The 13,114-nt window shown below is 64.4% G+C and carries 12 protein-coding genes; 5 read left to right on the top strand and 7 right to left on the bottom strand.

Features of this window, described 5'->3' with window-relative positions; all coding sequences use genetic code 11:
* Window positions 1–85: 85 nt before the first annotated feature.
* Window positions 86–1,789, top strand: coding sequence for a gamma-glutamyltransferase (ggt, locus tag F4U94_RS13775; RefSeq protein WP_120251066.1), 1,704 nt, complete (start codon window positions 86–88; stop codon window positions 1,787–1,789).
* Between the two features lie 29 nt (window positions 1,790–1,818).
* Here ggt and F4U94_RS13770 read toward each other — a convergent pair whose 3' ends face one another.
* From F4U94_RS13770 to F4U94_RS13760, 3 genes are all read right to left on the bottom strand, one after another.
* Entirely contained in the window at window positions 1,819–2,316 is a 498-nt protein-coding gene (locus F4U94_RS13770; RefSeq protein WP_120251067.1) for a hypothetical protein, read from the bottom strand.
* A gap of 62 nt (window positions 2,317–2,378) precedes the next feature.
* Window positions 2,379–2,795 carry a SufE family protein gene (locus F4U94_RS13765; protein WP_120251068.1) on the bottom strand — a complete coding sequence of 139 codons (417 nt, stop codon included), beginning with the start codon at window positions 2,793–2,795 and terminating at the stop codon, window positions 2,379–2,381.
* A gap of 135 nt (window positions 2,796–2,930) precedes the next feature.
* Window positions 2,931–3,455, bottom strand: a complete 525-nt coding sequence (locus F4U94_RS13760; protein ID WP_120251069.1) for a hypothetical protein — start codon at window positions 3,453–3,455, stop codon at window positions 2,931–2,933.
* A gap of 125 nt (window positions 3,456–3,580) precedes the next feature.
* Between F4U94_RS13760 and F4U94_RS13755 the strand changes: the two genes are divergently transcribed.
* Window positions 3,581–4,468, top strand: coding sequence for an aldose 1-epimerase family protein (locus tag F4U94_RS13755; protein ID WP_232015745.1), 888 nt, complete (start codon window positions 3,581–3,583; stop codon window positions 4,466–4,468).
* 144 nt (window positions 4,469–4,612) lie between these two features.
* Entirely contained in the window at window positions 4,613–6,190 is a 1,578-nt protein-coding gene (locus tag F4U94_RS13750; RefSeq protein WP_120251071.1) for a peptide chain release factor 3, read from the top strand.
* 175 nt (window positions 6,191–6,365) lie between these two features.
* Here the strand turns inward: F4U94_RS13750 and F4U94_RS13745 are convergent, their stop codons facing one another.
* Together F4U94_RS13745 and F4U94_RS13740 are read right to left on the bottom strand one after the other, a co-directional pair.
* A complete protein-coding gene (locus F4U94_RS13745; RefSeq protein ID WP_120251072.1) occupies window positions 6,366–7,616 on the bottom strand; it encodes a spinster family MFS transporter in 1,251 nt (416 codons plus the stop codon).
* Window positions 7,617–7,711: 95 nt separating this feature from the next.
* Window positions 7,712–10,072: a TonB-dependent receptor gene (locus F4U94_RS13740; protein ID WP_120251073.1), complete on the bottom strand. Its 2,361-nt coding sequence runs from the start codon at window positions 10,070–10,072 to the stop codon at window positions 7,712–7,714.
* A gap of 159 nt (window positions 10,073–10,231) precedes the next feature.
* Between F4U94_RS13740 and F4U94_RS13735 the strand changes: the two genes are divergently transcribed.
* Window positions 10,232–10,849, top strand: coding sequence for a TetR/AcrR family transcriptional regulator (locus tag F4U94_RS13735; RefSeq protein WP_120251074.1), 618 nt, complete (start codon window positions 10,232–10,234; stop codon window positions 10,847–10,849).
* A gap of 103 nt (window positions 10,850–10,952) precedes the next feature.
* Window positions 10,953–11,354 carry a PilZ domain-containing protein gene (locus tag F4U94_RS13730; RefSeq protein ID WP_161600397.1) on the top strand — a complete coding sequence of 134 codons (402 nt, stop codon included), beginning with the start codon at window positions 10,953–10,955 and terminating at the stop codon, window positions 11,352–11,354.
* A 2-nt stretch (window positions 11,355–11,356) separates the two neighbouring features.
* Here the strand turns inward: F4U94_RS13730 and metW are convergent, their stop codons facing one another.
* Window positions 11,357–11,950 (bottom strand): methionine biosynthesis protein MetW, encoded by a 594-nt coding sequence (gene metW, locus F4U94_RS13725; RefSeq protein WP_056692280.1) that lies wholly within the window; start codon window positions 11,948–11,950, stop codon window positions 11,357–11,359.
* Window positions 11,947–13,083 (bottom strand): homoserine O-acetyltransferase MetX, encoded by a 1,137-nt coding sequence (gene metX, locus F4U94_RS13720; protein WP_120251076.1) that lies wholly within the window; start codon window positions 13,081–13,083, stop codon window positions 11,947–11,949. Before metX ends, metW begins: the two co-directional genes overlap by 4 nt.
* Window positions 13,084–13,114: the final 31 nt, after the last annotated feature.

Here is a 13,114-nt window from a genome sequence, read left to right as displayed (position 1 = left end):
CTTCCGCTCGTTACCCACCTCTCACTCTTCCCCAAACCCGCCCGAAAGGGTTGCAGCGCACAACGTAACGATTAGGGTGGCGGCCATGACATCCCGCCTTCCTGGCCTGCTGGCCCCCCTCGCCCTTCTCGCTCTTGCACCCGCGCCCGCTGTCCTCGCCCGCGAGCCGGTGTCGACCAACGCCACCGTGTCCGCCGCCGATCCGCGCGCGGCGCAGGCAGGGCAGGAGATATTGCGCAAGGGCGGCAGCGCCACCGACGCCGCGATCGCGATGATGCTGACGCTCAATGTCGTGGAGCCGCACAATAGCGGTATCGGCGGCGGCGGCTTCTTGATGCATCATGACGGCAAGACCGGCCTGCTGGAATCCATCGACGGCCGCGAAACCGCGCCCGCCGCCGCGCGGCCGGATCGCTTCATGGGACCGGACGGCAAGCCCCTGCCCTTCATTCAGGCGTGGCCGGGCGGCTATTCGGCCGGCGTGCCGGGCAATCTGCGCATGGCGTGGGATGCGCATAAAAAATGGGGCAAGCTGCCCTGGGCTGATCTGTTCGCACCCGCGATCCGCTATGCGCAAGATGGCTTCGACCTTGGCGAACGCACCGCCACCGCCCTGCGCGCTACCCAGAATATCTGGGCCGATTTCCCGGAAATCCAGAAAGCCTTCTGGATCGACGGCGCCCCGCCGCCGGTGGGCACGCACCTGAAAAACCTGCCGCTGGCGGCCCTGTTCAAGCGGATCGCGGCGGAAGGCCCGGATGCCTTCTACACAGGTGAAAATGCCCGCCTGATCAGCCAGGCCGTCACCAACGCGCCCAAAAACCCGGTGCCGATGACGGAGGCCGACCTGGCCGGCTATCAGGCCAAGCCGCGCAAGCCGGTCTGCGGTCATTATCGCGCCTATACCGTGTGCGGCATGGGTCCGGTGTCGGCCGGCGGCGTGACCGTGCTGGAAATTCTCGGCATGGTGGAGCGCTTCCCGCTGGCCCAATGGGGCAAGGATGATCCGCGCAGCTGGCATGTCATCGGCGAAGCGATGCAACTGGCCTATGCCGATCGCGACACATGGCTGGGCGACCCGGAGTTCGTATCGGTGCCCGTCAGCGGCATGATCGACCCCGCCTATCTGAAACAGCGCTCCTCGCTCATCCGCCTGAACAAGGCGCTGGGTGCCTATAAGCCCGGCACGCCCCCCGGCGCGCAGCCGCGCACCGCGTCGCTGCCCCAACCCGAAAGCGGCACCAGCCATTTCGTCGCGGTGGACCGCAATGGCGACATCGCCGCCTGGACCTCCACGATCGAAAGCTTCTTCGGCAGCCAGCTGATCGCCAACGGCGTGATTCTGAACAACGAACTGACCGATTTCAGCTTCACCCCCGAAAAGGACGGCAAGCCGGTCGCCAACCGGGTGGAAGCGGGCAAGCGCCCCCTTTCCTCCATGTCGCCCACCATCGTCTATGACGACAAGGGCACGCCCGTCTTCACCGTCGGCGCGGCGGGCGGCAAGACCATCATCATGCAGGTCGCCAAGGCGCTGATCGCCCATCTCGACTGGGGCCTGTCGGCGCAGGATTCGATCGCGCACGGCCTGCTCTTCTTCGACGGCAACGGGCTGGTGGTGGAACAGGGCACGTCGCTGGAAGCGATGAAGGCCCCGCTGGAGAAGCTCGGCCACCGCGTCAGCGTCAACAAGATGGGTCTGAAGGCCAATGCCGCCGAACGCCTGCCCGACGGCCACTGGCAGGGCGCCGCCGACCCGCGCAGCCCTGGCGTATCGTTGCAGGAATAAAAGCTACAATTTCCGTTCGGAGGGAGGCTCTACCCCTTCAGATCCAGCCCGGCGACATTGAACTCGAACGGCGCCGTCTGGCTCTTGCCATCCACCACCAGGTCGACCTTCACGCTCTTGGCATCCTTGATCACGCCATAGGCGCCCTGCGACGGCGCGATCGCGATGCCGTCGTCATTGGTCGCCATCCGCCCCTTCCACTCATGCTTCTTCCCGTCGTCGGTGGTGGCCGTGATCCGGCAGTCCGACAGGTCGCAGGTGAAGGGCGCGCCGACCAGCTTGACCGTGACGTCGGCGCCGCCCTCCTTCAATGGCTGGACCAGCAGGACCGAAAATGTGTCGGGCGCGGTCATCGTCTGCACGCTGTTCGCGCTGCCGATATAGGCGACCTTGGGCCGGCCGCCATTTTCAGCGCCCTCATATTTCCACACCTGGCCGATCTGCTCGCGCTGGGTCGGTTCCTTGGGCTTGTTGTCGCCGCAGGCCGCCAGCGTGGCGACGGTCGCAATCATCAAAATGGCGCGCATCGCGTCCTGTCCTTCCGAAATGGTTACGGAAGGACAATGTCTGAACCGGCCGGGAGTTTCCTTCAGGCGGTGTAACGACCCGCCGTTTCGCGGATCAGCGCGATCATGTTCGGGATGCCCTGGGTCCGGTTGGAACTGAGCTGGTTCTTCAAATCGAACGGCGCCAGCGCGCCTTCGATATCGGCCGCCGCAATGTCTGCCGGCGCGCGATCCTGCACGGTCAACAGCACCAGCGCGATGATCCCCTTGGTGATCGCCGCATTGCTGTCCGCCAGGAAATGCAGTCGCCCGTCATCGCGTACGGTGGGATAGACCCACACCGCCGCCGAACAGCCGCGCACCAACGTCGCGTCGGTCTTGAGCGCGTCGGGCATATCCTCCAGCCCACGCCCCAGATCGATCAGCAGCCGATAGCGATCGTCGGCATCCAGAAATTCATATTCTTCCTGAAGATCGGCAAGAGTAGGCTGGTCGGTCATGGCCGCCCATATAGGGGCAAATGGGCCAAGCGGAAGCGTGTTTTGATAACGCCTATCCGGCCCACAACATCATCCTTCCTATTAAACGTCATGCTGAACCAAGTTCAGCATGACGTCAGGCGTAGAAAGTCGATCTTAACTCACCACCTTGCACCCCTTGGCCGCCGCCATCCCGCGCAGATAGCCGCGCCGCGCGATGCCGGCCGTCACCGCCGCCTGCAGGCGCCGCTCGGCCGGGGCCGCGCCGCTGATTTCGCGCACAAGGCCCCGGAAGGGGATCAGCGAATTGACCACCGTCTTGCCGACCGCCGTCGCAATCTTGCCGGTGCGGTTCTCGTTCGCCGTGGCGCCCACGGTGAAATCGTCGCCCAGCACGGCATTGAGTTCGCCGAGCGACGCCTTCAACCCTGTACAACTGCGCGATGGCGGCGCGGCATAGGGATTTTCCACCGCCTTCAGCAGGACCGGGGGAATCTCCTCCTTGTCCAGCCCCACATCGCGGGCCGGCTGGGTGGCGATCTTGCCCGCCTTATCCAGATTGCCCTCTTTCTTCTTCGCCTCTTCCTGATTGGCCTTGTCCGCGGACTGGTCCTGTTTCTGGGCGAGCGCGGCGCAGGGCATAAGCAGCGCCAGGGCGGTTGCGATTGCGATAGATTTCATTGTGATCCTCCGCTGCGCAGAACCAGCGATCGATGCCATCGGTTCCCTTCCGAAACGAACAGCGAAGGAGACAGGGGATCGCGGCCCCGCTATGCGACGACAAACCTTATGCAGGAGGCCCTTCCTTGCCCGAATCCGACCCGCGTTTCACCATCGCCTCGTCCGCTCTTTCCGCCACCATCGACCCGCTTGGTGCCGAACTCTGGTCGCTGACCGACGGCGAAGGCCGCGCGCTGATGACCGATGCCGATCCGCGCTGGTGGACGGGCCACGCCCCGCTGCTCTTCCCCTTCGTCGGCCGATCGCGCGGCGACGTCTACCGCCTCGACGGGCAGGAACATGCCATGCCCCAGCATGGCTTCGCGCGCCGCAAGTCGTTCGTGCCGGTCGATCAGGACGAGGCCAGCCTTACCCTGCGGCTGGAGGCGGACGAGGAAAGCCACGGCGCCTATCCCTTCGACTTCCGCCTCGACATGGCGTTCGCGATTGAAGACGCCACGCTGCGCATGACCGCGACCGTCACCAACCGGGGGGAGGCCGACATGCCTTTCTCCTTCGGCTATCATCCCGCCTTCGCCTGGCCCTTGCCCTATGGCGGCGCGGTGGAGGATCATCGCATCCGCTTCGAAAAGCCCGAACCCGCCCCCATCCGCAAGGTCGGTGCCGAACCCGGCCTCATCGCCCGTGAAACCACCCCATCTCCGGTGGACGGCGACACCCTCGCTCCGACTTATGCGATGTTCGATGGCGACGCACTGATCTGGGACGATCTGGCCAGCCGGTCGCTGACCTGGGGCGTGCCGGGCCGGCCGCACCTCAAGATCGATTTCCCCGACACGCCCTGGCTCGGCCTCTGGCAAAAGCCCGGCGCCCATTATCTGTGCGTCGAACCCTGGGCCGGGATGGCCGATCTGGTCGGCTTTACCGGCGATGTGTGGGACAAGCAGGGGATCATCCGACTGGCACCGGGCAATGCCCGCAGCTTCCGCATGGACGTGACGCTCATCGACTGACCACTATTTTTTTCCGTCATTCCCGCGTAGGCGGGAAATGAAATTCGGCGTAAGCCAATCTATCTCCCAACCCCGCCTCCTGCCGCATGGTCAGGAGATGGATTCCCGCCTGCGCGGGAATGACGAATTAGAATGACTGATTAGATGACCATCCCATCCCGCCGCACCTTCGCGATCATTTCCCACCCGGACGCCGGTAAGACCACGCTGACGGAAAAGCTGCTGCTGGAAGGCGGCGCCATCCATCTGGCCGGCGAGGTCAAGGCGCGCGGCGCCAACCGCCGCGCCCGGTCCGACTGGATGAAGATCGAGCAGCAGCGCGGCATTTCCGTGACCAGTTCGGTCATGACGTTCGAGCGCACGCGCGACGGCGAAACCATCACCTTCAACCTGCTCGACACGCCGGGCCATGAAGATTTCAGCGAAGACACTTATCGCACCCTGACCGCCGTGGATTCCGCCGTCATGGTGATCGACGCGGCCAAGGGCATCGAGCCGCAGACGCGTAAGCTGTTCGAAGTCTGCCGCCTGCGCAACCTGCCCATCATCACCTTCGTCAACAAGGTCGATCGCGAAGGGCGCGAAACCTTCGGCCTGCTGGACGAAGTCGCCGACCAGCTGCAACTCGACGTCTGCCCGATGAGCTGGCCCGCCGGTATGGGCGGCGAGTTCGAGGGCATTTACGACTTCGCCACCAACCGGCTGATGCAGCCCAGCGGACCCAGCCGCGAATTCGACGGCACGCGCCAGCAGTTCAGCGACCTGAATGATCCGAAACTCGCCGATCATCTGTCCGACCGCGCGCTCGCCAAATTGCGTGAGGAGGCCGAGCTGGCGCAGGGCGGCTATGCCGAATTCGACCTCGACCGCTATCGCGCGGGCGACCTGACCCCGGTCTATTTCGGATCGGCCCTGAAACTGTTCGGCGTCACCGAGCTGATCGACGCCCTGTCCGCCCACGCCCCCTCGCCGCGCTCGCAGCCCGCCGAACCCGCCGCCGTCGAACCCGACCAGAGCGAAGTCACCGGCTTCATCTTCAAGGTGCAGGCCAATATGGACCCTATGCACCGCGACCGCATCGCCTTCATGCGCCTCGTCTCCGGCAAGTTCCGGCGCGGCATGAAGCTGACGCCGTCGGGCAGTGGCAAGGCGCTGGCCGTCCACTCGCCCATCCTCTTCTTCGCGCAGGACCGCGAGCTGGCGGATGAGGCCTTCCCCGGCGACATCATCGGCATCCCCAACCATGGCGCGCTGCGCGTGGGCGACACGCTCTCCGAAAAGCCGGGCCTGCGCTTCACCGGCCTGCCCAATTTCGCGCCGGAAATATTGCGCCGCGTGCAGTTGAAAGACCCGACCAAGACCAAGCAGTTGCGCAAGGCTCTGGACGACCTCAGCGAAGAGGGCGTCATCCAGGTTTTCTATCCCGAAATCGGCAGCAATTGGATCGTCGGCGTCGTCGGACAGCTTCAGCTCGAAGTGCTGATCAGCCGGCTTGAAGCCGAATATAAGGTGGCGGCGGGGCTAGAACCCGCACCCTTCGACACCGCCCGCTGGATCAGCGGCGACGATGCGGCGGTCAAGGATCTGGTCAGCTATAATGGCGCCAACATGGCCAAGGATCGCGACGGCAACCTCGTCTTCATGGCGCGGAGCGCCTGGGACATCGGCTACCAGCAGGAACGCCACCCCAAGGTGAAGTTCAGCGCCACCAAGGAACGGTAATTTATGACCTGAAATCATGAATGGGCGGATTGCTTCCGTTCATTCACGAAACCATCCTATCTATTCAGCTGTCTCACTCGCTGTCTCGTCCAGTTCCCCGGCGAAGACCGGGGTCCAGTTCTGAGCATGGGACTGGACCCCGGCTTTCGCCGGGGAACGGCCTAATGAGTCCGCATCACGCCACAACCCAATCCTTGCGCAGCGCCTTGCCAGCCAGCGCCATGAACAGCCCGGCGAGCAGGTAGAAGCCCAGCGCCGCGACGATCGCATAGCGTAATGCTTCGACCCCATAGGTCGGCGTCAGCGCGTCGGACAGCGCCCCCACGCTCCAGCTGCCCAGTCCCAGCCCGACCAGATTGTTGATCAGCAGGAAGGTCGCCGCCGCACTCGCCCGCATATGGGGCGGCACCAGATGCTGCACGGCGGTCAGCACCGGTCCCAGCCAGACATAGACCAAGGCCTGCGGGATCAGGAACAGGGCGAAGGCGAAGGTGACGCTGCTCGACAACACGCCGACCACGAACAGCGGCATGCCGATCACATAGCTGACCGCCGGCACCCAGGCATAATAGGCCTTGTCCCTGCCGCCCATCGCATCGCCCAGGAAGCCGCCCAGTAACACGCCCGCCACCCCGCCGATCAGCAGCAGTCCGCCCAGAAACTGCCCCGCGCCCAATATGTCGAGGCCAAAGCTGCGCATCAGCAGGCTGGGCAGCCAGAAGGCCACGCCATAGCCGCACATCGAACTGCATGCCGCGCCGAGCGCCAGCATCCAGAAGCTGCGCTTGGCCGCAAGGATGCCGAACACCGCCGACACCGGCACCGCCGCGCCACTTTGCACCGGCCGCGCCGGCTCCCGCACCACAAGGCGAAAGATGGGCGCGATCAGGATGCCCAGCAGGCCGACCGCGATGAAGGCCGTGCGCCACTCCACCGTCTGCGCGATATAGCCGCCCAGCAGCACGCCACCGGCCGACCCCAAGGGGATGCCGAGCGAATAGATGGACAGCGCCCGCGCCCGCTGATGCGCCGGGAAATAGTCGGCAATCACCGCATAGGAGGGCGCGACGCCGCCAGCCTCCCCCACGCCCACGCCGATGCGGAACAGGAACATCTGGGTAAAGCTGCTTGCGACCCCGCACAGGGCGGTGAAGCCGCTCCAGATCGCAAGGCTGACGGTGATGACCCAGGTGCGGCTGGTCCGGTCCGCCAGCAACGCCAGCGGAATCGCCAGCGTCGAATAGAGCAAAGCAAAGGCGATCCCACCCAGCGCGCCGAGTTGCGTATCGCTCAGCCCCAGCTCCGCCTTGATCGGCCCGGCGAGGATGCCCAGGATCTGCCGGTCGAGAAAGTTGAACGTATAGACCAGCAGCAGCATCGCCAGAACGACACCGCGATAGGCGGGGGAGGTGGTTCGGTCGGTCATAAGGCTTTCAACCATCTCCGTTTAGTTCGAGCTTGTCGAGAACCGTTGCGTGAAGGTTCTCGACAAGCTCGAACCGAACGGACGGGCAGGCTAGGTCAGAACTTCACTGTCCCCGTCACGAACACCTGCCGCGGATTGCCGTAAAAGGCGGTCAGCGTCCCTTCACGCCCCAGCGATGGCGTCGGGAAGCCGGCCGCATTGTTGATGATGGCGCCTGTCACCGGGTTGGCCGCGACGAAGGTATAGCCCGACGTCTTATATGCCTTGTCCAGGATGTTCTTGCCGTGGACGCCGATCGTCCATCGGTCGCTGGGCGCGGTATAGACGATGCTGGCGTCCCACAGCGCATAGCCGCCCTGGTCGATATAGGGGTTGGGAATTTCGAACTGATAGGTCTTGGACCGCCAGGAAACCGTAGTGCCCATATAGAGGCTGCCGTCGCCCACCGGCCTGTTGTAGCTCAGCGTCCCGCTCGCCGTCCATTTGGGCGTATTCTGCACCCGGCGATATTGCGCCACATCGGTCGGCACGCCGCCAATATTGGTGATATATTCCCGATATTCCGCATCGATATAACCGATCGCGGTGGCCAGGTTCAGCCGGTCACCACTGGATAGCAGATCGCGGCCCAGCCGCGCGTTGCTTTCGAACTCCAGCCCCTTGAACCGCGCCTTGCCCGCATTGGACACGATGCCGCAGAAGGACGGCGTCGCTACTCCGCCGACATTGACGGTGCAGGCGACCGACCCCGGAATCTGTACATCCTTATAATCGGCATAGAAGCCCGCGACCGCGACATAGAGCGCGCCGTCCATGAAATTGCCCTTATAACCGACCTCATAGCTGTCCACTTCTTCGGGACGGAAGCTGAGGAAGGAGGCGATTTCGCTATCCTGCCGGATGCCGTCGCCATTCAGGTCCGGCGCATTGGTGCCCACGCCGCGCGGGTCGAAGCCGCCGCCCTTGAAGCCCTTGGAATAGCTGGCATAGATATTGTGATCCTGCGTCGGCTTGTAGCTGACGGAGAAGCGCGGCGTGAATTTCTTATATTTCGCCACGCCCCGGAAATCGGTGCTGGGCGCGCCGAATGGCAGGCCAGCGCCGCCGAAGACCGGCGATCCGCCGCCTAGATAATTTTGCCGAAGGATATCCGCGCGCCGCTCGTCCCACGTATAGCGGCCACCCGCCGACACGCTGAACTGCGGGCTGAAATCATAGGTGAAGTCGCCGAAGATCGCATAGGTTTCGGTATCGACATCCGCTTGGGTGAACGCCGTCAGCCCCGCCAGCGTGGTGAAGATGCGCGTGTCGAACTGCGTGTCGGCGCTGGCATCCAGATAATAGAAACCGATCATGCCCTTCAGCGGCCCGGCATCGACCTGCAACTGCACTTCCTGGCTCAGCTGCTCATTGCGGTAGAAGGCCGGCACGTCGACATCGACGGCGGGCAGCGCGTCGAAATCGATCGGCGACGCGCTATCATCCTTGCGCCAGGCGCTGATCGATTTCAGCGTGAAGACATCGTTCAATTCGGCCGAGATATTCATCGACAGGCCGTAGGACTTCACCTGCTGCCGGGGGTCGAGCAGGCCGCCGCGCGTATCGAACACATTGTCCAGCACCGGCGCGCCCGACGCCTGTCCGGGGATCAGCCGATGGCCGCCGCGCGGACTGCTCTTGTCCTTGCTATAGTCGCCGGTGATGCGCACCAGCACCGGTTCGCCATAGCCGCCCATTTCGAAGGTGGCGCGCCCGGCCCAGATATCCTTGTTGTAATTTTCCTGCCCGGTGGTGAGATTCTTGCCGAACCCGCCGCGCGACAGGCGGGCAAAGGCGCCACCGACGCGGATCAGGTCGCCGATCGGCGCCGACGCCGTGACGATCCCGTCCGCCTGATCATAGCTGCCATAGGTGCCCTTCACCTTCAGCGCGAAATCCTGCGGCAGCAGCTTGGTCACATATTTCACCGCGCCGCCGATCGTGTTGCGGCCATAAAGCGTGCCCTGCGGCCCGCGCAGCACCTCGATCCGTTCCACATCATAAATGTCGAGCAGCGCGCCCTGCGGCCGGTTGAGATAGACATCGTCCAAATAGATGCCCACGCCCTGTTCGAAACCCGACACCGGATCTTGCTGACCCACGCCGCGAATGAAGGCGGTCAGCGTCGAATTGGTGCCGCGCGACGCCTCCAGCGTGGTGTTGGGGGTGACGTTGGCGAGGTCCGTGATATCGATCGCACCGCCCCGCTCCAGCGCTTCGCCGGAAAAGGCGCTGACCGCGATCGGCACGCTGACCAGGGTTTCCTCGCGCCGGCGCGCGGTGACGACGATCGCTGCGCCATCCTCGTCGGCGGCGGCCTGCGGCGGGGCGTTCTGCGCCAGTGCAGGCAGCGCGATCATGCCGCCCCACGCGGCCGAAGCGAGGGCAATCGCACGAATGGTCTGATGGGCCTTCATCGGGTCGGTCCTCTCCTGAAAATGGCGCGCCCGGTCTACCGGGTCGCTTTGCCTTGCCCATTCGATAATGAAAGTTGAACCAGCTTTCAACTTGAAATAAGAGGCAGGAGATGAGAGCGCGCCGGTGCGGCAAAAAATACACGATATTCAGGAGTGGAGATGACCGACCAAGGCGCCGCAAAGGATGACAAGACGCCCCGCACCGCGCGCGGGGAACGCACCCGCCGCGCCCTGCTGTCGGCCGCTGCGGCGGAATTTGGCGAGAAGGGATTTCATGACGGGTCGATTAGCGGCATCACCCGCCGGGCGGGCTGCGCGCTCGGCAGCTTCTACACCTATTTCGATACCAAGGACGACATCTTCCGCGCGCTGGTGAACGACATGTCGGGCCAGGTGCGCGACTATGTATCGCCCCGCATCGCGCAGGCGCGCGACGGCATCGACGCGGAACGGATCGGCCTGTTGAGCTTCCTGGAGTTCGCCCGCACCCACAAGGAAATCTACCGCATCATCGACGAATCCGAATTCGTCGATGCCGCCGCCTATCGCGCCCATTATGAAAATACCGCCAGCCGCATGGCCGCGCGCCTCACCAGCGCCGCAGCCCGCGGCGACGTGCGGCCCGACGTCGAAGAGGTCCATGCCTGGGCGATCATGGGCATGAACGTGTTTCTGGGCCTGCGCTACGGCGTGTGGGACGACAGCCGCCCCGCCGAGGAGGTTGCCGCCATCGCCAATGCCCTGATCGAGCGAGGAATCGGCGCGCAAGGCCGATAAAAGCACCGTCCGTCGCATGGGCAACCCGGATCGGCGCTACCCCTGCAACCGGCTGCCCGGTTCAGGACTCCTTGTCCTGACCAACCATCATGCGAGAAGGATCATGGACCTCCCACCCCGCCCGAAACGCTCCAACGTCTTCATGGACGCTCATCTCAATCTGGGCGAGCCACTGTCGGCGGCTCAATTGGTGCGCATCCGCGACATTTCCGAAGGTGGCGCCCGCATTCAGGGCAAGTCGCCCGGCGTCGGCGTCCGCATCGTCATCACGCGCGGCGCAACGCAAATGCCCGGCCGGGTCGTATGGACGGCAGACCGTCATTTCGGCATGGAATTTGACGAACCGGTCGATGTCGATGCGGTGCTGAAGGCCGCCCCGCCCAAATCGCCCGACCGCCCGGTCTATGCGGCGGCTCTCACCTCCGGCCTCACCCATTTCCGCCGCGAAGCCGCGCGCGGCCGCACGGCGTCCTTCGGCCAGCGTCTGGCAGGCGCCGGTCGCTAATATTATTTGCGCAGCAGGAACACCGCATGCTCCGCGAAGAGATTCGCGTTGGCATGGGTGGTTTCCTTGTCGCCCTTCAGAAACCACTGGCCATCGATGGTCCAGCCGCGCTCCTTCACCAGCGCACGGAAATCGTCGACCGTCACATGGTGGATGTTGAGCGTATCATACCAGGTGTCGGGCAACAGCCGCGTCACCGGCATCCGCCCGCCCCACAACAGCGATATCCGCCCGCGCCAATGCGCGAAATTGGGGAACGACACGAATGCCTGCCGCCCGATGCGCAGCAATTCCTCCACCACCAGGTCCGGCCGCCGCGTCGTCTGCAACGTCTGGCTCAGGATCGCATAGTCGAAACTGGCGTCGGGATAATAGCCAAGGTCGGTGTCGGCATCGCCCTGCACCACCGACAGGCCACGGCCCACGGCAGCGGCCACGTTCGACCCGTCAATCTCCAGCCCGCGCGCATCCACCTGCGCATTGTCGCGCATCGCCGCCATCAGCGCGCCGTCGCCGCAGCCCACGTCCAGCACGCGCGCACCCTGCCGCACCGTGCGTGCGATGAGCGCCAGATCGGGGCGCAGAGTCTCGCTCATGCCCGGCCGCCTTTCAGGAATCCGTCCACCACCCGGTTGAGTTCGGGACATTCCAGCAGGAAGGCGTCATGGCCGAACGGGCTGGACAGCTCCACGAAGCTGGCCTGCGCGCCCGATGCGTTGAGCGCATGGACGATGATCCGCGATTCGGTGGTGGGGTAGAGCCAGTCGGTATCGAAGCTGACGAGGCAGAAGCGCGCCTTGGTCGCCGTAAACGCCTTGGCCAGCGATCCGCCATGATCGTCGGCAATGTCATAATAATCCATCGCGCGGGTGATGTAGAGATAGCTGTTCGCGTCGAACCGCTCGACGAAGCTCAGCCCCTGATGCCGCAAATAGCTTTCCACCTGGAAATCCGCGTCGAAACCGAATGTCTTGGCGTCACGCCCCTGCAAGCGCCGCCCGAATTTCTCGGTCAGCCCCGCTTCGGATAGATAGGTGATATGCGCGGCCATGCGCGCAACGGCCAGGCCCGCGCTCGGCACCTGCCCGTCGGCATAATAATCGCCGCCCCGCCATAGGGGGTCGGCCATGATCGCCTGCCGCCCGACTTCGTGGAACGCGATATTCTGCGCGCTATGCCGCGCCGTGGAGGCGATGACGACGCAGCTTTCCACCCGATCGGGGAAGAGCGTCGGCCAGGTCAGCGCCTGCATCCCCCCCATCGACCCGCCGATGACGGCGGACAGGCGATCGACGCCCAGATGATCGAGCAAAGCCGCCTGCGCCCGCACCATGTCGGCGATGGTCAGCACCGGAAAGCGCATGGCGTGCGGATCACCGGTCACCGGGTCGATGCTGGCCGGGCCGGACGATCCCATGCAGCTGCCGATGACGTTGGAACAGACGATGAAGTGGCGTGCCGGGTCGACCGGCTTGCCTTCACCCACCAGCCGCCACCACCAGCCGGGCTTGCCGGTGACGGGGTGGTCGGACGCGACATATTGGTCGCCGGTCAACGCATGGCAGATCAGGATGACGTTGGATTTGTCCGCATTCATCGTGCCATAGGTTTCATAGGCGATATCGACCGGGCCAAGCAGCGCGCCGCTCGACAGGTGCAAGGGACCGGTCAGACGGGCCTGCCGACGCAGGCCGAAACGACTATCTGGACTGATGGGGACGCTGGCCATGATGCAGGCGGGGCTAGGACCGCCGTCTCCC

The sequence above is a fragment of the Sphingobium limneticum genome, from assembly GCF_008710155.1.
GTDB lineage: Bacteria > Pseudomonadota > Alphaproteobacteria > Sphingomonadales > Sphingomonadaceae > Sphingobium > Sphingobium limneticum.
The sequence above is the reverse complement of the archived record's forward strand: the minus strand, read 5'-3'. Positions and strand labels throughout refer to the sequence as shown.